21 protein-coding genes are annotated in these 23,522 nt (G+C 74.3%); 8 read left to right on the forward strand and 13 right to left on the reverse strand.

Translation table 11 applies throughout. The annotated features are described in order from the left end of the window. Nucleotides 1–30: 30 nt before the first annotated feature. A complete protein-coding gene (locus tag AB0H75_RS12695; protein WP_367794968.1) occupies nt 31–3,792 on the reverse strand; it encodes an AAA family ATPase in 3,762 nt (1,253 codons plus the stop codon). Then, complete coding sequence (locus AB0H75_RS12700; protein ID WP_367794970.1) at nt 3,793–4,902, reverse strand: exonuclease SbcCD subunit D; 1,110 nt, start codon at nt 4,900–4,902, stop codon at nt 3,793–3,795. 108 nt (nt 4,903–5,010) lie between these two features. On the opposite strand from AB0H75_RS12700, the gene AB0H75_RS12705 reads away from it, so the two are divergent. Further along, a complete protein-coding gene (locus AB0H75_RS12705) occupies nt 5,011–6,510 on the forward strand; it encodes an alpha/beta hydrolase family protein (protein ID WP_367794972.1) in 1,500 nt (499 codons plus the stop codon). On the opposite strand, the gene AB0H75_RS12710 is transcribed toward AB0H75_RS12705, so the two are convergent. Both AB0H75_RS12710 and AB0H75_RS12715 read right to left on the reverse strand, forming a co-directional pair. Further along, entirely contained in the window at nt 6,483–7,409 is a 927-nt protein-coding gene (locus tag AB0H75_RS12710; RefSeq protein ID WP_367794974.1) for an alpha/beta hydrolase, read from the reverse strand. The two genes, AB0H75_RS12705 and AB0H75_RS12710, sit on opposite strands and share 28 nt — an antisense overlap. Before the next feature lies 1 nt (nt 7,410). Beyond that, complete coding sequence (locus AB0H75_RS12715; RefSeq protein WP_367794976.1) at nt 7,411–8,271, reverse strand: enoyl-CoA hydratase-related protein; 861 nt, start codon at nt 8,269–8,271, stop codon at nt 7,411–7,413. A gap of 157 nt (nt 8,272–8,428) precedes the next feature. Between AB0H75_RS12715 and AB0H75_RS12720 the strand changes: the two genes are divergently transcribed. Then, nucleotides 8,429–9,904: an LCP family protein gene (locus tag AB0H75_RS12720; protein WP_367794978.1), complete on the forward strand. Its 1,476-nt coding sequence runs from the start codon at nt 8,429–8,431 to the stop codon at nt 9,902–9,904. Between the two features lie 70 nt (nt 9,905–9,974). On the opposite strand, the gene AB0H75_RS12725 is transcribed toward AB0H75_RS12720, so the two are convergent. Then, a complete protein-coding gene (locus tag AB0H75_RS12725) occupies nt 9,975–10,856 on the reverse strand; it encodes an SDR family oxidoreductase (protein ID WP_367794981.1) in 882 nt (293 codons plus the stop codon). A gap of 75 nt (nt 10,857–10,931) precedes the next feature. On the opposite strand from AB0H75_RS12725, the gene AB0H75_RS12730 reads away from it, so the two are divergent. Further along, nucleotides 10,932–11,414, forward strand: a complete 483-nt coding sequence (locus AB0H75_RS12730; protein WP_367794984.1) for a MarR family transcriptional regulator — start codon at nt 10,932–10,934, stop codon at nt 11,412–11,414. Here the strand turns inward: AB0H75_RS12730 and AB0H75_RS12735 are convergent. Further along, nucleotides 11,400–12,107: a VC0807 family protein gene (locus AB0H75_RS12735; protein WP_367794986.1), complete on the reverse strand. Its 708-nt coding sequence runs from the start codon at nt 12,105–12,107 to the stop codon at nt 11,400–11,402. The two genes, AB0H75_RS12730 and AB0H75_RS12735, sit on opposite strands and share 15 nt — an antisense overlap. Before the next feature lie 37 nt (nt 12,108–12,144). On the opposite strand from AB0H75_RS12735, the gene AB0H75_RS12740 reads away from it, so the two are divergent. Continuing rightward, entirely contained in the window at nt 12,145–13,002 is an 858-nt protein-coding gene (locus tag AB0H75_RS12740) for a PaaX family transcriptional regulator C-terminal domain-containing protein (protein ID WP_367794989.1), read from the forward strand. A 135-nt stretch (nt 13,003–13,137) separates the two neighbouring features. Here AB0H75_RS12740 and AB0H75_RS12745 read toward each other — a convergent pair whose 3' ends face one another. From AB0H75_RS12745 to AB0H75_RS12760, 4 genes are read right to left on the reverse strand one after another with little or no spacing between them, the layout of a single operon-like run. Beyond that, the gene (locus AB0H75_RS12745) at nt 13,138–14,121 is read right to left on the reverse strand and encodes an asparaginase (RefSeq protein WP_367794992.1); all 984 of its coding nucleotides are present in this window, start codon (nt 14,119–14,121) and stop codon (nt 13,138–13,140) included. Beyond that, nucleotides 14,081–14,935, reverse strand: coding sequence for an amino acid ABC transporter permease (locus tag AB0H75_RS12750; protein WP_367794994.1), 855 nt, complete (start codon nt 14,933–14,935; stop codon nt 14,081–14,083). Before AB0H75_RS12750 ends, AB0H75_RS12745 begins: the two co-directional genes overlap by 41 nt. A gap of 8 nt (nt 14,936–14,943) precedes the next feature. Then, nucleotides 14,944–15,588: an amino acid ABC transporter permease gene (locus AB0H75_RS12755; RefSeq protein ID WP_367794996.1), complete on the reverse strand. Its 645-nt coding sequence runs from the start codon at nt 15,586–15,588 to the stop codon at nt 14,944–14,946. After that, nucleotides 15,588–16,505 (reverse strand): glutamate ABC transporter substrate-binding protein, encoded by a 918-nt coding sequence (locus AB0H75_RS12760; protein ID WP_367794997.1) that lies wholly within the window; start codon nt 16,503–16,505, stop codon nt 15,588–15,590. The genes AB0H75_RS12755 and AB0H75_RS12760 overlap by 1 nt, the downstream gene beginning before the upstream one ends. A gap of 106 nt (nt 16,506–16,611) precedes the next feature. On the opposite strand from AB0H75_RS12760, the gene AB0H75_RS12765 reads away from it, so the two are divergent. From AB0H75_RS12765 to AB0H75_RS12775, 3 genes are all read left to right on the forward strand, one after another. After that, on the forward strand, nt 16,612–17,754 hold the full coding sequence (locus tag AB0H75_RS12765; protein WP_367794999.1) for an ROK family transcriptional regulator: 1,143 nt from the start codon (nt 16,612–16,614) through the stop codon (nt 17,752–17,754). Between the two features lie 189 nt (nt 17,755–17,943). Continuing rightward, complete coding sequence (locus tag AB0H75_RS12770; protein WP_367795001.1) at nt 17,944–18,363, forward strand: hypothetical protein; 420 nt, start codon at nt 17,944–17,946, stop codon at nt 18,361–18,363. 36 nt (nt 18,364–18,399) lie between these two features. Further along, on the forward strand, nt 18,400–18,579 hold the full coding sequence (locus tag AB0H75_RS12775; protein WP_367795003.1) for a hypothetical protein: 180 nt from the start codon (nt 18,400–18,402) through the stop codon (nt 18,577–18,579). A 79-nt stretch (nt 18,580–18,658) separates the two neighbouring features. Here AB0H75_RS12775 and AB0H75_RS12780 read toward each other — a convergent pair whose 3' ends face one another. The 3 genes from AB0H75_RS12780 to AB0H75_RS12790 all read right to left on the reverse strand — a co-directional run bounded on the left by AB0H75_RS12780 (nt 18,659) and on the right by AB0H75_RS12790 (nt 21,950). Further along, nucleotides 18,659–19,663: an enolase C-terminal domain-like protein gene (locus AB0H75_RS12780; RefSeq protein ID WP_367795005.1), complete on the reverse strand. Its 1,005-nt coding sequence runs from the start codon at nt 19,661–19,663 to the stop codon at nt 18,659–18,661. An 11-nt stretch (nt 19,664–19,674) separates the two neighbouring features. Beyond that, entirely contained in the window at nt 19,675–21,111 is a 1,437-nt protein-coding gene (locus AB0H75_RS12785) for an MFS transporter (RefSeq protein WP_367795007.1), read from the reverse strand. 98 nt (nt 21,112–21,209) lie between these two features. After that, nucleotides 21,210–21,950, reverse strand: a complete 741-nt coding sequence (locus tag AB0H75_RS12790; protein ID WP_367795009.1) for a TetR/AcrR family transcriptional regulator — start codon at nt 21,948–21,950, stop codon at nt 21,210–21,212. Nucleotides 21,951–22,058: 108 nt separating this feature from the next. Between AB0H75_RS12790 and AB0H75_RS12795 the strand changes: the two genes are divergently transcribed. Then, entirely contained in the window at nt 22,059–23,507 is a 1,449-nt protein-coding gene (locus AB0H75_RS12795; protein ID WP_367795011.1) for an MFS transporter, read from the forward strand. Nucleotides 23,508–23,522: the final 15 nt, after the last annotated feature.

The raw sequence follows: 23,522 nt of genomic DNA on the forward strand, positions 1-23,522 counted from the left end.
TCCTTCGGCTCGAACGTGGTCAGAAGCCGATCATTCCACCCCGATCGCGGCGAGCGTCGAGCCCCTGCGGGTCTTGGTGACCTTGAGCTGGGCGGTGATCCGGGAGCGCAGCTCCGCGACGTGGCTGACGATGCCCACCGCCCGGCCGCCGTCGCGCAGGCCGTCCAGGATGTCGAGGACGTCGTCGAGGGTGTCCTCGTCGAGGGTGCCGAAGCCCTCGTCCACGAAGAGCGTGCCGATCTCCGCGCCGCCCGCCTCGGCCGTGACCACGTCGGCCAGGCCGAGCGCGAGGGCCAGGGAGGTGATGAAGCTCTCGCCGCCCGACAGGGTGGCCGGGTCGCGCTCGACGCCGGTCCAGCCGTCGGACACGCGCAGGCCCAGCCCGCCGCCCGAGCGCCCCCGGGAGCCCGCGGTCTTGCGCAGGTCGTGGCGGAGCAGGTAGCGGCCGGCGGACATGTGGTCGAGGCGTTCGTTGGCGGCGTCCACGACCTGGCGCAACCGCTCGCCCAGCACGTAGGACGACAGGCTCATGCTCCACTGGTTGTCGCTGGACGTGCCGACGGCCAGGGCCGCCATGCGCTCGGCGAGGCGGTGCCGCTCGGCCGCCGGACGCCAGCGCTCGACGCACGCCGACAGCTCGGCGTGCAGCTCCGCCAGCCGCCGCGCGCGGGCGGCCGCGCGGTCGCGCTCGCTCGCCAGCCTGGTGTGCGCCTGCTCCGCGGCCTCCCGCTCGGCCCCGAGTGCCGCCAGGTCGGGGGGCGGCTCGGCCGCGGCGGCGGTCAGCTCGGGGTCGGCCAGGGCGGCGGTGACGGCGGCGTGCTCGTCGTCCAGGCGGCGCAGCGCCTCGGCCTTGCTCTCCCGCTCCGCCGGGCCGCGGTGGGCGGCCTCGGCCTCCTGCACGTCGGCGAACCCGGCCTCGGCCGCCGCCTGCCCGGCCTGCGTGACGGCGCGGGCCAGCTCGTCGTCGGCCGACCTGGCGGCCTGCGTGGCCTCCGCCGCCTCGCGCAGCAGCTCGGCCTCGTCGGTGAGCCGGGACAGGCGGTCGGCGAGGGTCGCGTCGGCGCCGCGGGCCGCCTCCAGCCGGGCGCCGAGCCGGGCGGCGTCGGCGCTCAGCTCCTCGTGCCGGGTACGGCCCGCCGCCAGCCGCGCCGCCACCTGGCGGGCCCGCTCCTCCAGCTCCCGCTGCTCCTCCCGCAGCCGCGCCACCTCGCGCGCCGCCTCCGCCTCCTCCCCCGCCGACCGCCGCAGCCTGCCCAGCTCCCGCTCTACGGCCTCCAGCACCACCTGCGGATCCGCATCCGCCCCGAAAGCGAACACCCCGCCGGGGGCGGCCGCCGAACCCAGGGCGGACTCCGTGCTCGGGGCGGACGCCGTGCTCGGGGCGGACGCCGTGCTCGGGGCGGACGCCGTGCTCGGGGCGGACGCCGTGCTCGGGGCGGACGCCGAGCCGGGCTCCAGGTGACCGCCCGCGCCGCCGTCCCCGGCCGGTGCGGCCGGATCCGAGGCGGCCGGATCCGAGGCGATGAGGTCGGGGGTGGCGGGGGCGGGGGTGGTGGGTGAGGTGAGGGGGGTCTGGGTGAGGCGGGTGTGGAGACGGGTGCGGTCGGACTCCAGGCGGGTGCGGTGGGCGTGGTGGGCGGCCAGGACCTGGGCGATCTCCCTGGCCCGGCCCGTGACGAGGTCGCGCTCGGCCTCGACGCGCTCCAGCGCCGCCCGCAGCTCGGGCTCGCGGCCGGCCACCGCGCGCAGGCGGGCCAGCTCCTCCTCGGCCCGCAGCACGCGGTCGGCGGCGGTGTCGGGGTCGAGGTCGCCGGTGGCCTCGACGGCGTCGGCGTGCCGCGACCGGAGGGCGGCGAGCGCGCGTTCGGACGCCTCCCGCTCGGCGAGGGCGCCGTCGTGAGCGGCCTCGGCCGCCCGCTCGTCCTCGGCGGACGGGGCGCTCGGGCCGGGCGCGGCCGGACGGGGGTGGTGCCCGGAGCCGCAGACGGGGCACGGGCGGCCGTCGGCCAGGTCGCGGGCCAGCTCGGCCGCCATGCCGTCGAGGCGGGCCTGGCGCAGGTCGAGCCAGCGCTCGCGCAGCTCCTGGGCCCGGTCCACCAGCACCTGGTGGGCGGCGCCGGCCGTCTCCAGCTCGGCGGCCAGGGCCTCGCGGCGGCGGGTGACCTCCAGCGCGGCCCTGGCCGCGTCGAGGCCGGCGGCGGCGGCCGGGACGGCGGCGGCCTGCGCGCGTACCTCGGCCAGGGCGGCACCCGCGTCGGCGAGGCGGGCGGGCAGCGCGGCCTCGGCGGCCGACACCTCCGCCTCGCGCCGCGTCAGCGCCTCCAGCTCGGCGGCCAGCCCTGCCAGCTCGCCGTCGATCGCGATCAGGTCGGCGGCGGCGTCGCGGACGGCCTCGGCGGCCGGGATCGCGGCGGCGTCGGCGCGCGAGCGGGCGAGCGCGGCCTCGGCCCGCTCGACGAGCCCGGGCAGCGCGGCGAGCCGGGCGGTGACCCGCTCGTCGGCGGCCACCAGCCCGGACAGCTCCTCCTCGACGCGCAGCAGGTCGCGGCGGACGCCGGAGAGCCTGGCCTCCTCGGTCAGCAGCTCCGACAGGCGGGCGATCTCGGCCCGCCGCTCGCGCTCCAGCCCGGCCAGCTCGCCGCCGCCGGAGAAGGAGCCCTCCTCAGGCCCGGGCTCCCCCTCGGGGCCGGACGCCGGGCGGCCCCGCGCGGGCAGGAGGGGCCGGGCGCGGGCGAGCGCGTCGGCGGCCAGCGAGCGGGCCTTGGCGGCGGCCTCCTCGCGCTGCCGGACGGCCGCGAGGAGCGGGATCACCCGGTCGGCCCGGGCGGCGTCGTCGAGGAGGGCCTGCAGGTCGGCGCGCTCGTCGGCACGCTCGTGGAGCACGCGGCCGGCGGCCAGGGCGTCGGCGTGGCGGCGCTGCCTGTCGGCCAGGGCGGCCGCCCGGTCGAAGCGGAGACGGGCCTCGCGCAGCGCCCGTGCCGCCTGCTCGTGCTCCTCCTCGACGCGGGCCGCGACCGCCCCGGCGGCGTCGAGCAGCGCTCCGGCCCAGCGCGACGGGTCGGTGTCGGGCGTGACCGGCTCCGGCTCCTCCGGCGACGCCGCCGCGGCCTGGGCGACGAGGGTGTCGCCGGCGGCCTCCTCCACCCGCTGGACGGCGAAGTCGACCTGCCGCCGCAGCTCCTGCGCCTCCCGCCAGGCCAGCTTGCGCTGCTCGGCCAGCCACGCCTCGGCCGCCGTGAACACCTTGACGCTGAACAGCCGCTCCAGCAGCTTCCCGCGCTCCTCGCCGTCGGCGCGCAGGAACTTGGCGAAGTCGCCCTGCGGCAACATCGCGACCTGCCAGAACTGGTCGGCGTTCATGCCGAGGAGCCCGCCCACCAGGTCGCCCGCCTCGTCCAGCCGGGTGGTCAGCCCGTGCCAGGACGAGCCCCGCCGCTCCGAGACGACGACCTTGGACTTCTCCTCGGTGAAGCCGCTGCCGCGCAGCTTGGGACGCTGCCAGGCCGGGGAGCGCTGGATGCGCAGCAGGCGGCCCCGGATGGTCACCTCCAGGGTGACCGACGGCCCGGTGCCGGCGGGGGCGTGGTCGCAGCGCAGGCTGCGCGCGGCGTTGCGCTGCCCGGGGACCTGCCCGTAGAGGGCGAAGCAGAGCGCGTCGAGGATCGTGGTCTTGCCCGCGCCCGTGGGGCCGTGGACGAGGAAGATCCCCGCTCCGGCCAGGGCGTCGAAGTCGACCGTCTCGGTGCCGGGGAAGGAGCCGAACGCCGTCAGCGTCAGCCGGTGCGGCCGCATCTACGCCATCGCCTCCTTCGCCCTCGACGCCTCGACGGCCCGTCTCAGGAGGTCTTCCTCCTCGGGCGCGGCGGGCTCGCCGCGTACCTCGCGGACGAAGTCGAGGGCGACCTCGGCCTCGGGCCGGCCGCTCAGGCGCGCCGGCCGGGCGGCCGGGGCATCACCGACGGGGTCGAAGGAGAGGGCGAGGGTGTGCGGGAAGCGGGCGCGCAGCCGGTCCATCGCCGACCGGGGGCGGACCGCGTCGGTGAGGGTGACCTGGAGCCAGTGGTCCTCGAAGCCGGAGTGGCGCGGGTGGGTCAGCAGGTCTTCCAGCTCCCCGCGCAGCCGCGCGACGGGGCGGGGCACCGGGGCGGGCACGAACTCCGCGCCCTGCCCGAGGGTGACCAGCCACGAGCCCTTCACGTGGCCGGCCTCCGAGAAGGAGTAGGCCAGCGGCGAGCCGGAGTAGCGCACGGTCTCGGACATGCGCTGCCGCCCGTGCAGGTGGCCGAGTGCGACGTAGTCGACGCCGTCGAAGGCCGACAGCGGCACGTGCGCCACCCCGCCCACGCTGATGTCGCGCTCGCTGTCGCTGGCCTGCCCGCCGGTGACGAAGCAGTGGGACAGCACGACGGCGGCGCGGTGGCGGGGGGCGTCGGCGCGGACGCGGTCCATCGCGTACGTGACGGCCGCCGTGTGGCCGCGGTCGGGCAGCTGCCAGGGCGCCCGCACCAGCTCCGGCTCCAGGTAGGGGATGCCGTAGAAGGCGACGCCGTCGATCACCACCGGCTCCCAGGCCCCGTCGGGCGCGCAGCGCACGTGCACCCCGGCCTGCTCGAACAGCGCCGACCCGAACCGCAGCCGCAGCGCCGAGTCGTGGTTGCCGCTGATGAGCACCACCCGCGCCCCGGCCGCGCGCAGCCGGGCCAGCGCCTCGTCGAGCAGGGCGACCGCGTCGACCGGCGGCAACGCCCGGTCGTAGACGTCGCCGGCGACGGCCACGACGTCGACCCGCTCGTCCCGCACCGTCTCCACCAGGTGGTCGACGAACGCCGCCTGCGCCGCGAGCAGGCTCTCCCGGTGGAAGGCGCGCCCGAGGTGCCAGTCGGAGGTGTGCAGGATCCGCATGTCGCAGGAAACTAACAGGTCCCAGCGACAAATGTGTCCCCACCCGTCCCACCAGCCAGGAGTACGCTAAGAAGATCCGCGGGCAAACCAACACACATGGGGAGGCCGATGCGCACGGGCCGTGGCACCTTGAGCGTCGCCGCCGGTCTGGTGCTGGTGGCGCTCGCGACGGTCGGTTACGTCCTGCCACCGGCCTTTGACCCTCCGCCGCTCAAGGCCGACCCCGCTTTCCAGGCGATCCCGCCGCAGCCGCGGCAGGAGCTGGGGCGGGTGACGACCGCCTATCCGATCCGCCGGCAGGAGATCTCGGTCGCCGCGGAGGGCCAGCGGCTGTACGGGACGATGCGGACGCCGCTGGCGCCGGGGCGGCACCCGGCGATGGTGTTCGTGTCGGGGTCGGGCAACGGCTCGCGCACCGAGTTCACGCCGCAGGCGGAGTTCCTGTCCAAGGCGGGCGTGGTGACGATCGCCTTCGACAAGCGCACGGTCGGCTACGACTTCCGCGAGCGCGACTTCGGCCTGCTGGCCGACGACGTCCTGCGCATGGTGGAGTACCTGCGCGCGCGGCCCGAGGTGGACCCGGCGCGGATCGGGATCTGGGGCGTCAGCGAGGGCGGCTGGGTGGTGCCGATCGCGGCGGCCAAGAGCCCGGCGGTCGGGTTCGTGGTGCTGGTGTCCTCGCCCAACGTCTCCCCGCTGCGCCAGGTCGCCTGGGCGCTCAACGAGCAGTTACTGCGGCTGCGGGCCCCCATCGGTGCGCGCGACCTGCTGACCAGGGCGATGGGCGGGGTCGGTTTCACCTTCCTGCGCTACGACGCGATGCCCGCGCTGAGCCGGGTCAAGGTGCCGGTCCTGGCGTTCTACGGCACCATGGACCCCTCGATCCCCTTCGTCGAGTCCACCAAGGCGCTCATCACCGCGATGGGCGAGGCGGGCAACGACTCCTACACGATCCGCTTCATGGGCAAGGGCGACCACGCCATGCGGGTCGGCGGCGGCCCGTTCACCGAGGGCTACCTGGAGACGCTGACCAACTGGATCACCGGCCTGCCGGCCACCGCCACGCCGGCGGTGCACATGGCGGGCGCCACCCCCGTGCAGCGCTTCGAGGCCAGTGACGTGCCGGCGGCCCCCTGGTACGCCGGCGGCACGATGCTCGGCCTGACGATCTGCCTGGCCGCCGTCGGGTACGTCGCCGGCCCGGTCGCCGCCATCGTCGTCCGCCTGCGGGGCCGCGGCCACCAGCTCGTCGTCGCCGAGACCAACGCCCGGCTGTGGCCGCCGATCCGCCGCCGCCTCGTCAGGATCGCCTGGACCAGCCTGGGGCTGCTGGTGTCGGTGGTGGCGTTCATCATGCTGCTCGTGCTGTTCTCGATCAACCAGGCGGGCGCCTGGCCCGCGGTGCTGGCCGGGTGGCTGGTGGTGCGGATCCTGGCCGTGCTCATGCTCGTGCAGGAGGTCACGGCGGTGGCGGCGGTGGTGTCGGCGCTGCGCGAGGGCATGCGGCCGGGCCGCTGGCAGCACGTCGCGGTGGCGGGCGTGCTGGGCGGCACCGGGCTGCTGATGGTGGCGGCGGCCTACTACGGCCTGTTCTCGTTCCCCTGGTAGACGTAGGCGTTCATCCAGCGGTCGAGCTCGGCGAAGACCTGCTTGCGCACCGGCTCGGCCGACAGCACCAGGTCGTGCAGGCCGTCCTGGATGCGGACGCAGGTGACGTGCGGCCCGAGCGAGGTGGACCAGCGGGCGATGTGGGCGGGGTCGAGCACGATGTCGGCCGAGCGCGCCTCGGGCACGAGGTCACGTACCCGCAGGCCCCTGGCGGAGGCCAGCACCAGCACCGGGACGTCCACCGCGAGCCCCTTGTGCAGGCGGCGCTGCGCGCGCCGGATGGCGGCCAGCCACATGGCGTGCACCGAGAAGCCGCCGAGCGGCTTGAGCTCCAGGTCGTAGTCCCACTCGCCGCCGTGCTCGCGGTGCAGGGTCTGCCCGTAGACGGTGCTGACGCCGAGCGGGAGCGCGCGGCGCGTGTACGACAGCGGCGTCCTGAGCAGGTCGGCGGCGGCGCGCAGCGGGGCGGGCACATTGAGGTCGAAGAACGGGCTGTTGAGCGCGAGCCCCTGCACCAGCCCCCGGCCGCGCACCCGGTCGGCCCACAGGGCGGCGACCAGGCCGCCGGTGGAGTGGGCGTTGATGGTCAGCTCGTCGTGGTCGCGCCGGATGATGCGGACGGCCTCGTCGATCTCCGGGAAGTAGTCGGTGACGCTCCTGATCAGGCCCCTGGTCTGGTGGGGCAGCAGGGAGCGGCCGTACTTGCGCAGGTCGAGGGCGTAGAAGTCGATGCCGCGCTGGACGTAGTGGTCGGCCAGGTGGTCCTGGAAGAAGTAGTCGGTGAAGCCGTGCAGGTAGAGGACCGCCCTGCGGGACCCGGCCGTCGTCCTGGCCACCAGGGTCGCGACGACCTCGCCCTCGAAGTCGGCGGGCAGGTGCAGAGTGGTGATCTCGTACATGTCAGTCACCATAGGGATTGTCGGGCCAGGACGGTACACCGGGTGGCAGGTCCCTGCTCACCCTCATCGGGAAGTCGGCCGGCCGCTTCTCCAGGAAGGCCGTCACCCCCTCGACCGTGTCGGGGGCGCCGCCCAGCTCGGCCATGAGCCGCGAGTCGGCGGCGTGCGCCTCCCACGGCGAGGCCGCCGACAGGCCGGACCACATCAGGCGGCGGATCGCGGCGACCGAGACGGGCGCGGTGTTGTCGGCGATCTCCCTGGCCAGCGCGTACGCGGCCGGCAGCAGCTCCTCGTCCGGCAGCACCCGCGACACCAGCCGGCCGGCCAGCGCCTCGGCGGCCGGGAAGACCCGGCCGGTGGCCGCCCACTCCATGGCCTGCGAGATGCCCACGATGCGCGGCAGGAACCAGCTCGACGCGGCCTCGGTGACGATGCCGCGGCGGGCGAAGACGAACCCGAAGCGCGCCGACCGCGCGGCCAGCCGCACGTCCATCGGCAGCGTCATCGTGACGCCGACGCCGACGGCGGGGCCGTTGATCGCGGCGATGACCGGTTTGAGCGAGCGGGCGACGCGCAGCGCCACGGTGCCGCCGCCGTCGCGCGGCGCGCCGTCCACGCTCTCGCCCCGCTCCCGGTGGCTGAACGTGCCGCCGCCCCCGCCGAGGTCCGCCCCCGCGCAGAAGGCGCGCCCGGCGCCGGTCACGACCACTGCGCGGACCTCGTCGTCGGCGTCGGCGCGGTCGAACGCCTCGATGAGTTCGGCACGCATGGTCGGCGTGAACGCATTCAGGCGCTCGGGGCGACACAATGTGAGGGTGGCCACGCGGTCGGCCAGGTCGTACGCGATCTCGGTGAAGGCCATGCACCGAATCTTATTCGGTTGCGGATGTTCATCCTCCGATAAAGACATATTTCGTATTCGGTGCGTAGGCTGCCGCCTCAATTCGGGCCTACGGTGGCATATGCGGGGAAACGGGGATGGCGTGCAGCAGGCAGGCGTGCGGCAGGCGAAGGCACCGGTGAGCACCGGAGGACTCCTGGGCTGGCTGGTGCTGGCGGCGCTGGTGCCCGGCGCGGCCCACCTGCGCGCGGGCTGGCGCAAGACGGGGCTGGTCCTGGTCTCCTGCTACGCCGCGCTCCTGCTGGCGGCGCTCGGGGTGTGGCTGGCGACCGACCTCGGCAGCCTGGCGGGCTCCCTGGTCGACAACTCCGCCATGACGGCGATCATCGCCGGGACGGCCGTGCTGGCGGTGGCGTGGTTCGCGCTGATCGTCCACTCGTTCGTGGTGCTGCGGCCCGGCCGGTTGCCGCAGGGCGGGCAGATCCTCGCCGGCACGACGGCGGGGCTGCTGGCGGTGCTCGTGGTGGTGCCGTTCGGCGTTCTCGGCAACCTGGCGTGGACCAGCCAGGAGACGCTCAACGAGATCTTCCCCGAGGCCCCCGCCGAGCCCGCCGGCCCCGGGTCCCCCGCCGTGGCGCGGCCGGTGCCCGAGGACCCGTGGGCGGGGCGCGAGCGGGTCAACATCCTGCTGCTCGGCGGCGACGCCGACGGCCACAGGCCCGGCGTGCGCACCGACAGCATGAACCTGGCCAGCGTGGACGTACGCACCGGCAACACCGTGCTGTTCAGCCTGCCGCGCAACCTGGAGGACGTGCGCTTCCGCCCCGGCACCCCGATGGCCCAGCGCTTCCCCGACGGCTTCCGCCTGCCGCCCGACCCCGGCGGCGGCCGCAGCGACCTGCTCAACAGCGTCTGGGAGTACGCCGACGCGCACCCGGAGCTCTTCGGCGGCAGGCAGCACCAGGGCCCGAAGGTCCTCATGGACACGATCGGCTACACGCTGGGCGTCAAGGTCGACTGGTACGCCCTGGTCAACATGTGGGGCTTCGCCCGGCTCGTCGACGCGATCGGCGGGATCACGCTCACGGTCGAGAAGGACGTGGTGTTCGGCAAGTACAACGAGGGCCTGGTCAAGGCCGGGACGCGCAAGCTCAAGGGCGCCGACGCGATGTGGTACGCCCGCTCGCGCACCAACAGCGACGACTACACCCGGATGCGCCGCCAGCGCTGCGTGCTGGGCGCCCTGCTGACCCAGGCGGATCCGGCGACGGTGCTGACCCGCTTCAACAAGATCGCTCTGGCCACCAAGGAGCTCATCAAGACCGACATCCCGCGCTCGCTGCTCAGCGACCTGGTGCCGCTCGCGCTGAAGGTCAAGAACGCGAAGGTGTCGAGCGTGCAGTTCGTGCCCCCGCTGATCAGCACCGGCTACCCCGACTGGGACAAGATCCGCGGCATCACCGCCAAGGCCATCCGCGACTCCACCGACCCGAGGCCGGCCGTCGCGGCGACCTCCTCCGCCGGCCCGGCTGCCGAGGCCGGCGCGGCGGTCACGGCGAGCCCGACGCCCAGGAAGACGCCGAAGAAGAAGGCGACGGCGGCGGAGAACGACCCGGTGAAGGGCCTGACCGAGGGCTGCGGCGGCGCCCTCTGACCGGTGCGCGCCCCCGCAACCCCGCCGAGCGGCCAGGTTGCCGGGCCGGCGTCCGCCGGCCCCGGGCGCCTCAGCCGGAGAACGCCGCGGCGTGCTCCCGCGCCCACTCCTCGAAGCCGAGCCCGAGGCGGCCGAGAACGCGCTCCACTTCGCCCGAGACCAGGCCGTGCTGGAGGTACGACCGCCCCTGCAGCGCCATGAAGCCCTCGGCCGACGCCCGGGGCACGCCGCCGCGGACCATGCCCTCGACGGCCGCCTCCGGCGCGATCTCCTCGAAGCGCAGCGGCCTGCCGATCGCCGTCCCGATGATCGTGACCATCTCCTCCTGGGTGAGCGAGCGCGGCCCGGTCAGCACCGGCCGGCGTCCGGCGAGCTCGCCGGTGACCAGGGCGTGGGCGGCGACCTCGGCGAGGTCGCGCTCGTGCAGCGGGGCCCAGGACGCCGCAGCGTGAGCGCTGCGCACGACGTCTCCGGCCCGGATCTGCGGCGCCCACGAGGGGACGGTGTTGCAGGCGTAGTAGCCGGAGCGCAGGGCGGCCCACTCCAGGCCGGAGGCGACGGCGGCGGCCTCCACCTCCTTGTTGTAGTCGTGGGCGAGCCGTGACGGCTGCTCGGACAGGTCGTGGTCCACGTTGAGCGCGGACATGGCGACCACCCGGGTCGCGCCCCGGTCGCGGGCCATGCGCAGCAGCGTGGCGGCGGCCTCGGCGACGATCCGCGGGTCGGGCGAGCGGCCGAGGGCGCGCGGGTTGAGGAACACGGCGGTGACCCCGTCGAGGGCGCCGGCCAGGGTGCCGGGGCGGGACGGGTCGCCGGCCACGACCTCGGCCTCGGCGGGCAGGGCGGCGGCCAGCGGGTCGCGGGTGACCGCCCGCACCTTGGCGCCCCGCCGCAGGAGCAGGTCGACGAGGGGGCGTCCGACGAGCCCTGCGGCTCCGGTGACCAGGATCATGACAGGACTCCCCCAGTGATGCTTGATCGGCATATCATATGAGAACCGTAGCATCTAATATGAGAGTCATACCATATGGATTCCGTAGCGAATCGGAGGCGGCTGACCAGGGAGGTCAAGGCCGCCCTGCGCGACCTGAACCTCCAGCTCTCCCTGCTGAACCGCCAGTTCGGCACGAAGGCCGAGCTCAAGGACGTGGACTGGAGCTGCCTCGACCTCATCAACCTGCACGGCCCGCTCAGCCCCAGCACCCTGGCGCGGCGGGCCGGGCTGCACCCGGCGACCGTGACCGGGGTGCTCGACCGGCTCCAGCGCGCCGGCTGGATCGTCCGTGAACGCGACCCGGACGGCCCCGACCGTCGCGCCGTCACCGTCCGGGCGCGCCGCGAGCGCAACCAGGAGCTGTTCCGCCTCTTCGCCGGGATGAACGCCGAGATGGACCGGCTCTGCGAGGACTACACCGACGAGCAGCTCACACTGATCGCCGGCTTCCTCCGGCGCACCACGGGCGCCGGGCACACGGCCGCCGAGCGGCTGGCCGGATCACCCGACCCCTGACCCCGGCGCCGGGGCGGCCGCTTGGGCGGCGGCGGAGCGGGCGCGGCCGCGTCTCGCCATGAAGATCGTCCAGGTCACGAGCGCCGCCACCACCACGATCGGCAGCACGTTGCTGACCAGCAGCATCGTCTGCGTCGGCAGCACGTACGCCAGCGGGACGCGCACGGCCGCCTCCAGCAGGAAGGCCACCCCCCACACCGTCGTCAGCAGGTACTGGGTGCGGCGGAAGCCCGGGTACCGCCAGAGCCCGTTCCAGTAGGCCAGGCTCTCGGGCGTGCCGTCGGTGGCGAACTTGCGCCCCAGGTAGAACATGATCGGCCGGGACAGCGCGAGGCTGCCCAGGAACGTCAGCCCCAGCAGCCCGGTGATCGCCGAGTCCTTGACGAAGAACAGCTCGGTGGTGTTGTACGCGACCGCGCTCAGCGCGCCGAGCAGCAGCAGGACCAGCATCATCAGCCCGAACTCGTCCACCCGCCGCTTGATCGCGAGGTACAGGACCAGGTCGGCGACCGGCCACAACGACGACAGCAGCAGCGCGGTCACCGGCGCGTGGCCGCGGTCGGTCAGCATCCCGTAGGTGACGAACGGCAGGACCACGCCGAACAGGATCGAAGGGAGGAGGTTGAGCAGCATCGACGGGCCCCCGCCGCCGTCCTTGCCGCGCTGAGCCTGCGTTTCTGCCGGTTCCGTCATGCGGCCCGCCCTTCATGTGTCGTATAGACTCACGATCGTGAGCAAGAGCGTAACAGGTCCGGCGGGTCCCGCCCATGCCTCGCGAGGGCCCCATACCGCTCTCGTCCCGTTCCTGTACGGAGTGGCGCGGCGCGAGGAGCTGCCCGGCGTCGTCCTGGTGCGGCTGCTCACGGACCTGGGGCTGAGCGAGGGCGCGGCGCGCTCGCTGATCGCCAGGATGCGCCGCGACGGGCTGCTCGCCGCCACGCCGCGCGGCAGGGGCGCCGACTACCGGCTCGCGGGCGGCTTCCTGGCCGACTTCCGGCGCGCCCGGGACCGGCAGCCCGGCCCGCCGCCCGCCTGGGAGGGCCGCTTCCACGCGGTCTTCTACACCGTTCCCGAGGCGCAGCGCGCCTACCGCGACCGGTTGCGGCGTGCCGCCACGCTCGCCCGTTACGGGCTCATGCAGCCGGGCGTGCTGATCTCGCCGACCGACCGCCGGGCCCTGCTGGTCGCCGAGCTGGGCGATCCGCCCCCGGCGGGGACGGTCTATCACGGGCACGTGGGGCTGCCGGTGGCGGACGCCGCCGAGGTCGCCTACCGCGCGTGGGACCTGGCCGAGCTGAACGGCCGCTTCCGCGAGCACGCCGCCCGGCTGCGCGCCGCCGTCCGGGGCTGGTCGGCGCCCCCGGAGCCGGACGGCGCGACGCTGGCCGCCTACGTCCGGCTGCTCGGCGGCGCGCTGGTGGACACGGTACGGGTGCCGCCCCTGCCGGCCGAGCTGCTGCCGGCCGACTGGGCCCTGCCCGAGCTGCACGCCGCCGTCGGCGAGGTGTTCGCCCGCTGCGGGCCGCCCTCCCACGCGTACGTGGCCCGGCTCCTGGCGGCGGGTACCGGGGACGCCGTCACTCCCTGAGCCGCCGCGCCACCGGTCGCGGGGCCACCGGTCCCGGACACCACGCCACCGGTCGCGGGGCCACCGGTCGCCGCGCCACCGGGCGCGGGGCCACCGGTCCCGGGCGCGAGGCCACCGGTCCCGGGCGGCTCCTGGTCACACCGTCGCGGCGATCCGGCCCACCGGGACGCCGCCGCCCAGCACGTCCACCCGCTCGAAGCCCTCCGCCGGCGCGACGTCGCAGCCCATCCGCCGCAGCACCGCCAGCGCGATCGCCGTGGTCGCGCGCGGGCTGCCGTCGATGACCTTGACCGCCACCGCGTGCCCCGACGCGGTCGCCGCCACCAGCACGCCCTCCGCCCCGCCCTTGACCACGGTGCCCGGCAGGGCCCGCATGAGGTCGGTGTTCTGGTGGCCGGTGCCGCCGACGTACTCGGGGTGCTCGCGCATCGCGTCGGCCACCTGGCGCGCTCCGCTGCCCGGCTCGGCCAGGACCAGGGCCTGCACGGCGCGGGCCAGGCCGGTCAGGGACAGCCCGAACAGGGGCGCGCCGCAGCCGTCCACCGCGACGTGGGCGGCCTTCTCCCCCGCCAGCTCCTCGGTGGCCGCGCGCACCCGCTGTTGGAGCGGGTGGCCCGGGGACAGGTAGGAGGTGACGGGCCAGTCGTTGGCGACGCAGGCGGCGAGCATGGCGGCGTGCTTGCCGGAGCAGTTCATGCGCTCGCGCGACTCCCCCGCGCCCTCCCGGATCAGCCGCTCCGCCGTGGCGCGGTCCTCGGGCCAGGACGGCGGGCAGCCCAGCGCGCCGGTGTCCAGGCCGTAGTCGGCGAGCAGCTCGCGGACGAGGCGCACGTGGAAGTCCTCGCCGGTGTGGCTGCCCGCGGCGATCGCCAGCCGCGGGCCGGCGAGGGCGGCGCCGGACGTCAGGCAGGCCAGGGCCTGGAACGGCTTGGCGGACGAGCGCGGCAGCACCGGCGCCTCGGGCCGGCCCAGCGCCACCTCCGCCCGCCCCGACGGGCCGAGCCCGACGGCGCTGCCGTAGTGGACGCTCTCCACGAAGTCCGACCGGATCACCTCGGCCAGCACGGCGAGCCCGGCATCAGGCGACGGTGCCGGTGATGGTGGTGGCAGTGGCGGCACGTGCGGTCCTCCTCTTCAGAGCGGTGCGCTGGCGGGCCTCCAGGACGCGGGCCAGCTTGGACAGGGACGCGTTGACCACCAGGTAGATCAGCGCGACCACCAGGTACGTCTGGATGAGCAGGCCGTTGTAGGCGGCCAGCACCTTGCCGCTGTAGAGCAGCTCGCCGTAGCTGACGACGAAGCCGAGCGAGGTGTCCTTGAGCAGGCCGACCGACTGGCTGACCAGCGAGGGCAGCACCCGGCGGGCCGCCTGCGGCAACACGATCAGCCACATCGTCCGCCGCAGGGTGAGGCCGATCGCCAGGCCCGCCTCCGTCTGGCCGCGTTCGACCGAGGTGATGCCGGCGCGGAAGATCTCCGCGTACGCGGCCGCGTTGGACACGGTCAGCGGCACGACCAGCTTCCAGAACAGCGGCAGGTCCAGCCCGTAGCGCGGCAGCGCGAACAGCACCACGTACACCAGCAGCAGCGCCGGGACCACCCGGACCACCTCGACGTAGGCGGCGGCCGGGCGGCGCACCCAGGGCGAGGCCGACAGCCGGCCCAGCGCCAGGGCCACCCCGAGCGTCATGGACAGCGCCGCCGCGACGACGGCCGCCAGGAACGTGGACCACAGCCCGTCCAGCAGGTACCGCCACATGGGCCAGGTCGCGTACGGCTGCCAGCGGGCGGCGTCGAGCTGGCCGTTGGCGGCGAACTGCCGCACGGCGAGGGCGGCCAGGGCGAGCGCGGCCAGCGCGCCCAGCACGGTCGCCACGCGGATGCGGCGGCGTGCCCGCGGCCCGGGCTCGTCGAACAGGACGGTGCTGCTCACCGGGGCGCTCATCGCAGGATCACCAGCCGCCGCTCCAGCCGCCCGGTGACGAGACCGGCCGCGGCGGCGATCAGCCCGTACGCGATGCCCGCCCCGACGAAGATCGGGATGGGCTGGGCCTCGACCAGGTTCACCCGGTTGGCGGCCGCGGTCAGGTCCACGACGCCGACGGCCGCGGCCAGGGCGGTGTTCATGGTGGTCGCGATGAAGATGTTGCCGATCGGCTGCACGACGGTCCGCAGCGCCTGCGGGAGCACCACGTGCCGCAGCGACTGGCCGAACGTCAGCCCGATCGCCCGCGCCGCCTCGCCCTGCCCCTTGGCCACCGAGTTCACGCCCGAGCGCAGCGCCTCGGCGATGTAGGCGGCCTCGTACACGGCGATCACCACGACGGCCGTCACCAGCGGCTCGGCCTTGAGGCCGATCTCGGGCAGGCCGAAGAAGGCCAGCACCAGCAGCACCAGCAGCGGCAGGTTCTGCAGCGTCTCGACGTAGGCGGTGCCGAGGGCGCGCAGCACCGTCACCGGGGCCACGCGCATGGCGCAGACCAGGACGCCCAGCACCGCCGCGCCCGCGAAGGACGCGGCGGTGAGCTGGAACGTCACGATCAGCCCTTGCCACAGCTCGGGCAGGTGATCGAGGAGGACGGACATCAGGACCCCGGCACGGAGCCGATCCGCGGCGGCGCCGGGGCGTCGCCGGTCACCACGGTGCCGATGGAGTTCTTCCAGATCTCCTGCCAGGCTCCGGCGTCCTGCATCTTCTTCAGCCAGCCGTTGACGAACGTCTTGAACTGCTCGTCACCGTGCTTGAGACCGATGCCGTACGGGTCGCTGGTGAACGGCTTGGTCACGATCTCGATCGACGGGTCCTTCTTGGCGTCGGCGATGAGGATCGTCTCGTCCTGGACGTAGGCGACGCCGCGGTCCTGCTTGAGCGCCTGGACGCACTCGGGGTCGCTGCCGAACGTGATGATCTCCGCCTGCGGCGCCAGCTTCTTGATCGCCGGGATGGCGGGGGTGTTCGCGCCGGCCAGCACCTTCTTGCCGTTGAGGTCCTCGGGCTTGGTGATGCCGGTCGTGCCCTTCTTCACCGCGATCGTCAGGCCGGAGGTGTAGTACGGCCCGGCGAACGCCACCTGCTTCGCCCGCTCCTCGGTGATCGTGTACGTCTGGAAGACGACGTCCACGGTGCCGTTGGCCAGCAGCGCCTCGCGGGTCTCCGACGCCGAGTTGACGATCTTGACCTTGGGCTCGCCCAGGATGTACGTGGCCAGAGCCTTGCCCATGTCGGCGTCGAAGCCCTCGACCTCGCCGCTCACCGGGTTCTGCTGCGACAGCAGGGGCGCGTCCAGCGAGCCGCCCACGAGGAGCTCGCCGCGCTGCTTGATCTTCTCCATGGTGGAGCCGGGCAGGATGTCGGCGGCGTCCGCGACGGGCGCCTTGGCCAGCGCGCCGGCCTTCGCCTGGGTGCTCTCACCCGGCACCGCCGGCACGGCGGGGCTGCTCGACTCGCCACAGCCCGCGAGCCCTAAAAAGGCGACAGCGGCGAGGGCGACAAACCTCTTCATGAACGGTCACTTCCTTCGATTTCGAAGATAAGGGGGACCGTAGTGGGTGATTTCGGAGCAAGTCAACACGTTGTCGGCCGAAGTGCTGGCGTGGTAGGTATCTCCCATGAACCAGCGGCTGCCCGTGCAGGGGGCACACGGCGACCTGCTGCGACTCGTCGCCACCGGCAAGGCCGAGTCGCGTGCCGAGCTGTCCCGCTTATCCGGCCTGGCCGCCTCCAGCGTGTCGCTGCGCGTGGAGGAGCTCATCGACGCCGGGCTCCTGGCCGAGGAGGGTTCGGGCACCTCGCGCGGCGGGCGCCGGCCGCGCCGGCTGCGGCTGGCCCCGACGGCGGGCGTGCTGGCCGTCGCCGACCTGGGCGCCCACCACGCGCGGCTCGGGCTGGTGGACCTCAGCGGCACGCCGCTCGTCATCGAGGAGCGGCCCTGCGACATCGCCGACGGGCCGCAGGCCACGCTCGACCGCGTGGCCGACGCCTTCGACGAGCTGCTGGCCGAGCACGTGCCGCGGTCGGTGCCGCTGCGCGGGATCGGCACCGGCGTCCCCGGGCCGGTGGACCCGGCCACGCTGCGCGTCGTCACGCCGTCCCGCATGCCCGGCTGGAACGGCTTCCCGGTGGCCGACCACCTCGCCGCCCGCTACGACCTGCCCATCCTCGTCGAGAACGACGCCAACCTCATGGCCGCCGGCGAGGCCCGCTGGTGGCCCGACCGCCAGAACCTCATGGTCGTCAAGGCCGGCACCGGCATAGGATGCGGCGTGATCGTCAACGGCCGGCTGCACCGCGGGCGCGGCGCGGCCGGCGACATCAGCCACGTGCGGGTCAGCTCCGACTCCTCGGTCATCTGCGCCTGCGGCCACCCCGACTGCCTGGAGGCGTACGCCAGCGGGGCCGCGCTCACCGCCGCGCTGGCCGAGGCCGGGATCGCGGTGGAGCGGCCGGCCGACATCGTGGGGCTGGTGCACGACGCCGTCCCGGAGGCCACCAGCCTGGTACGCAACGCCGGCCGCAGGATCGGCGAGGTGCTCACCGTCCTGGTCAACTTCTTCAACCCGGACGTGGTGGCCGTGGGCGGCAGTCTGTCGGCCGCCGAGCCGCTGATCACCTCGATCCGGGCCGCCGTCTGGGAGCGCTGCCTGCCGCTGGCCACCAGGGACCTGGAGATCGCCCCGGCCCGCGCCGGCCGCGACGCCGCCCTGCTCGGCGCCGGCTCCCTGCTGCTCGAAGCCGCCCTGGCGACCCCCTGACCCCGGCGCGCGGGCCGTCCAGCGGGGGCCGTCCAGCAGGCCGTCCGGCGGGCTGTCCGGCGGGCTGTCCGGCGGGCCGGACGGTAAAGAACCGGCCTGGTGCCGGGACGGCGGGCGGGAATTCCGGGCAGGGGGTGATGTCCTGGACGAAGCCGACGCATCCGTCCGTCCGTCCGTCTGGAGGCCGCCATGCCGCACCGCCGCCGCGCCCGCCCGCTCGCCACCGCCCTGTCACTGACCGCGCGATCACTGACCGCCCTGCCGCTGACCGCCCTGCCGCTGACCGCCCTGTCACTGACCGCGCTGCCGCTGACCGCGCTGCCGCTGACCGCGCTCTCCCTCGCCGCCCTGGCGCCCGCCGCGCAGGCATCGACCGCGCAGGCATCGACCGCGCAGGCATCGACCGCGCAGGCATCGACCGCGCAGGCATCGACCGCGCTGGCATCGACCGTGCTGGCGCCGGCCGACGACGGGACGGTCGGTTACGCGCACGGCCTGCGGGACTCCCTCATCTCGGTCGGCCGACGCTTCCACGGCATGCCGGACATCCTTACCGGCGCGCTCACGAACAGCCTCAACCTGCACAGGAGCGGCCTGCCCCTCCTGTGAGGGTCAGGCGGGGCGGTGGAAGGTGGCGCGCCAGCGGTGGCGCCCCCGTGCCGCAGCTCCTCGACGGCGACCGGCTCCAGCCCGTCCACCGCGAACGCCGCGATCTCGGACGGGGTCAGCGGCCACGGCGGCGCGGGCACCGTCATGATCTCCACCACCAGGTCGTACGCCCGCCACCACGCCCGCGGCGGGTCCAGCAGGTCGGCCACCTCGTAGCGCACCCGGCTGCCCGGCGCCCACCACGAGCGCCCGCCCGGCGCCGCGGCCCGGGCCCCGGAGGGCGGGCCGCGGCGGCTCAGGCGTGGAACGACTCCTTCGACAGCCTGCGCAGCCGGCTCTCGTCGATGTCGTGGCCGAGCCCGGACTGCGTCAGCGGGACCGCGATGACCCCCTCGTTCGCGCCCACGATCGGGGTGACGATCTGGTTCTGGCGGGGCGGCTGGGTGACGTCACAGGGCAGCGTGCAGCCGGGCAGGCTGGCGACGGCGACGGTCGCCGCCCTGGCCAGGCCGGCTCCCTGGCCGCCCGCGCACTGGATGTCCCAGCCGGCCGCCGCCGCCCGGTCGTGGGCGCGGCGGGCCTCGGTCAGGGACGGGAACGCGGTGGGCCGCAGCAGCAGCACCCGCGCGGCCCGCAGGGTCAGGTAGTCGTCCAGCTCGGCGGTCGAGGCGACCTCGACGGCCACCGAGGCCGACACCTGGTCCTGGAGGCTGGCGTGGGCGTGGACGTCGCCGGTGGCGAAGGGCCGCTCGATGACCTCCAGGCCGTAGGAGTCGAGGGCGACGAGCTGGCCCTGGTCGGTGTAGGCGTTGCCGCAGTCGACGGCCAGGGTCAGCGCCGGGTACGCGGCCCGCACCGCCCGTACCGGCTCGACGTCCCAGCCGGGCCGCACGTCCAGCGTGACGTGCCCGTACCCGGCGCAGACCTGCTGGTTGACCCGGCTGACCAGGCTCTCGGGCGACGGGTCGGGCGACAGGCGCACGGTGGCCATGAGCGAGGTGCGGGTGCCGCCGATCGCCTCGGCGAGCGGCACGCCGCGCATCCTGGTCCACAGGTCCCAGCAGGCCATGTCCACCGCCGGGTCGCCGCTCGGCACGGCGTCGGGGTGCTCCCAGTCGACGCCGATGAGCAGGGCGGCCAGCGTCTCCTCCAGCTTCGACCAGATCTTCGGCTGCGGGCAGGGCGCTTCGCCCCACCCGGTCATGCCGCCGTGGTCGGTGAGCTTGACGAGCAGGGTCTCCGACCTCTTGCCGTACGGCAGGACCAGCCGGAAGACCTCCAGCTCACGCACTCGCGGCATGTACCCCCCTTTTATGGCGCGGTTCCCTCCATAGTGCCTGCTGTCCGGGAACGGACCAAACGCGGGGCCAGCACGAACGCCAGAGCCGCCAGCGCCACGCTGGTGAGCAGGCCCACCGCGTAGCTCCCGCCGGTGGCGGTGAACAGGGCGCCGCTGGCCGCCACGGCCACCACGGTGAAGACCGACTCGCCGACGCCGACGGCCGCGCTGTTCTGGCCTTCCTCACCCGGCTCGGACATCTCCAGCACCAGCACGGACACCGTCGGGTGCAGCATGCCGATGCCGAGCCCGGCGACGGCCATGGCCACGTGCGCGAGCACGAGCGGCACCGCGTCCACCAGCACGAGCGTCACCAGCGCCAGCCCGGTGGTGAGCATGGCGGCGCCGCCGCGGATGGCCAGCAGGTGGCTGATCCGGCCCCGGCCCTTGAGCCAGGACCCGGTGGACCAGCCGAGCGCGCCGATCGTGAGCACGATGCCGGCGGCGGTGGCGCTGAGCCCGCGCTCGTTGATGAGCATGAGGGGGATGAGCACCTGGGCGGCGGTGAGCGAGCCGAACGCCAGGCCGCGCAGGACGGGCGCGACCGGCAGCCCGGGCGCGGCCCGCAGCGCGCCGCGCGGCAGCAGCCGCGGCAGGGCGGCGGCCAGCAGGACGGCACCGGCCACGAGCAGGGGCAGGCCGGCCAGTTCGAGCGCGCTGCCGTACTGGATGAGCGCGGCGGCCACGGCGGTCAGCGCGGCCAGGACGAGCTTGCCGCGCAGACGGGGCGCGGGCCCCGCGGCGGTGGCGGCCCCCGCAGCGTCGGCGGCGGTGTCGGCGGCCCCGGGGCCGTTGCCGAGGTCGCGGCCGGCGGTGCCGCGCCAGAGCAGCAGCGCCGACGGGACGACGATGAGCGAGACGCCGAGGAAGATCCACCGCCAGTCGGCGTTCTCCACCACGAACCCGGCGATCGCCGGCCCCACCATCGACGGCACCACCCAGGCCGCCGAGAACAACGCGAACACCTTGGGATGCAGCGCGCCGGGGTAGACACGGGCGACCAGCACGTACAGGGCGACCTGGGTGGCCCCGGCGCCGAGCCCCTGCACGAACCGCCCGGCGACGAACACCTCCATGTTCGGCGCGAACCCCGCCAGCAGCAGCCCGGCCACGAACGCCACCACCCCGACCGAGATCGGCTCCAGCGGCCCGCGCCGGTCGCTCCACCGCCCGCCCAGCACGGTCGCGATCACGCTGGCCGCCAGGGTGGCGCTGAAAGCCAGGTTGTACAGGTGCATGCCGTCCAGCTCGCGGGCCACCACCGGCATGGCCGTGGCCACCGCCATCGCCTCGAACGCCAGCAGGGTCACGATGGCCACGAGCCCGAAGCTCAGGGCCCGGTAGGGCGCCGACACCACGCCGGTCACCGGCCGGGTGCCTTTCCGCGCGCTGTCAACAGTCGTCGTCATGCGGGTCACGCTAGGGCCGGCGCCCGGGCCGGCACATCGGGCGCAGGGCCTAGGCACCTCTCGGCACTTGGACCTACATCAGGGAGAGGGAGGGCGGGTCAGGACTTCGGCATGCGGGCCTCGATGCCGTCGAGCATCAGCTCCAGCCCGTAGCTGAAGCGGTCCTCGTTGTCGCTGGCGGTCAGCTCGTCGATGTACCGGTGCAGGTAGGGGAAGCTGTCGGCGGGCAGCGCACGGTAGTAGGAGGTGATCTGGGAGACGAACCGCTCGAAGTACTCCTCGGGGCTGTCGACCCCGGCGGCCCGCATCCGCGCCCAGTGCAGGGAGTCCTCGTAGGCGTCGCCGACGAGGTAGAGCGAGAGGCGGTCCATCGCGAGGGACGCCTCCACCGGCTGCATGCCGGCCCCGAGGAGCAGCGCGAAGACGAACTCGCCGGCGCGCAGGGAGTTGGCCCCCGTGGGGATGTTGGCCAGCGCGACCCGGGCCACGTCGGTGTGCCGACCGAGCACGCGGTGCACCTCCACGCAGTACGCGCGCAGCTGCTCCTTCCACCGGGACGGGTCGAGCTCGGGCAGGTCGATCTCGCCCAGCACCCGGTCGTAGATCAGCTCCAGCAGCTCGTCCTTGTTGGCCACGTGCGCGTACAGGGAGGCGGGGCCGGTGTCGAGCTCCTGGGCGACGCGGCGCATGCTCAGCGCGTCGAAGCCCTCGGCGTCCAGGATGCGCAGCCCGGTCTCGACGATGAGGTCCTGGCTGAGCTGCCGTTTGGGCTGCGGCTGCCGGCGTGGCTTGCGCCAGGGAGGCACGGGCACGCCTTCGGTCGTCCTCGTCCTGTCCATACCGAACACTGTACTTGACACGAACACTGTTCGCTACTAAAACGTTGTTCGTAACGAACAGCGTTCGTTAGATAGAACGTCGTTCTTGTCACGTGAGGAGACCCCCCGATGACCGTCACCACCTCAGAGGCGACGGGCGAGGTCCAGGGCTACCGGTGGCGCTGGATCGCGCTCTTCGTGATCCTCGCCGCCGAGGTCATGGACCTGCTCGACGCGCTCGTCACCGCCATCGCCGCCCCCACCATCCAGCAGGACCTGGGCGGCACCGACAGCGTCGTCCAGTGGCTCGGCGCCGGCTACACCCTCGCCATGGCCGTCGGCCTCATCACCGGCGGCCGGCTCGGCGACCTGTACGGCAGGAAGCGCATGTTCCTCGTCGGCGCCGCCGGCTTCACCGTGGCGTCCCTGCTGTGCGGCGTCGCGGTCAGCCCGGAGATGCTGATCGGCAGCCGGGTGTTGCAGGGCCTGTTCGGCGCCGTGATGTTGCCGCAGGGGCTGGGGCTGATCAAGGAGATGTTCCCGCCGCACGAGATGGGCAAGGCGTTCGGCATGTTCGGGCCCGTCATGACCATCTCGTCGGTCGGCGGCCCGGTGCTGGCCGGCTGGCTCGTGGACGCCGACTTCTTCGGCACCGGCTGGCGCATGATCTTCCTGATCAACCTGCCGCTCGGCCTGGCCGCCACGCTCGCCGGGCTGCGCTTCCTGCCTGAATACCGCCTGTCCAACGCCACCAGGCTCGACCTCGGCGGCGTCGGGCTGGTCTCGCTGGCCGCGCTGCTGCTGATCTACCCGCTCATCCAGGGGCGCGAGCTGGGCTGGCCCTGGTGGAGCTTCGCGTCCATGGCCGCCTCCGCCGTGGTGTTCGCCCTGTTCAGCCGGTACGAGACGCGCCGCGCCGCCGCCGGCCGGGACCCGCTGGTCACCCCCAGCCTGTTCCGCAAGCGGGCCTTCACCGGCGGGCTCGTCGCCGGCCTCGTCTTCTTCTCCGGCATGATGGGCTTCGGCCTGGTCTTCAGCCTCTACACCCAGAACGGGCTCGGCTTCACCCCGCTCCAGGCGGGCCTGGCCGGCCTGCCGCAGGCGATCGGCGGCGTGGTCGGCTTCGGGCTGGCGATGTCCGGGCTGCAGGAGAAGCTGGGCCGCGGGCTGCTCCAGATCGGCGTCGCCGTCATGACCGCCGGCGCGGCGGCGCTCGCCCTCACCATCCACGTCGCCGGGCTCGACGTCACCGCCTGGCAGCTCGCCCCCGGGCTGGGGCTGGTCGGGATCGGCATGGGGCTGACCATGGCGCCGTTCTTCGACATCGTGCTGGCCGGGGTCGAGCCGCACGAGTCCGGCTCCGCCTCCGGCACCCTGACCGCGATCCAGCAGCTCGGCGGCGCGCTCGGCACCGCCGTGCTGGGGACGCTGTTCTTCAACCTGCTCGCCGCCGAGTGGGACTTCGGGGCCTCCATGGAGGTCACGGTGTGGGTCGAGGCCGGGCTGCTGGTGCTGACGTTCGCGCTGTCGTACCTGCTGCCGCGGCACGTCCGCCCCGACCGGCAGGCCGGCCACTGAGCCCCGCGGCCACGG

The sequence above is a fragment of the Nonomuraea sp. NPDC050783 genome, assembly GCF_040802095.1.
In the GTDB taxonomy this organism is placed as follows: Bacteria; Actinomycetota; Actinomycetes; order Streptosporangiales; family Streptosporangiaceae; genus Nonomuraea.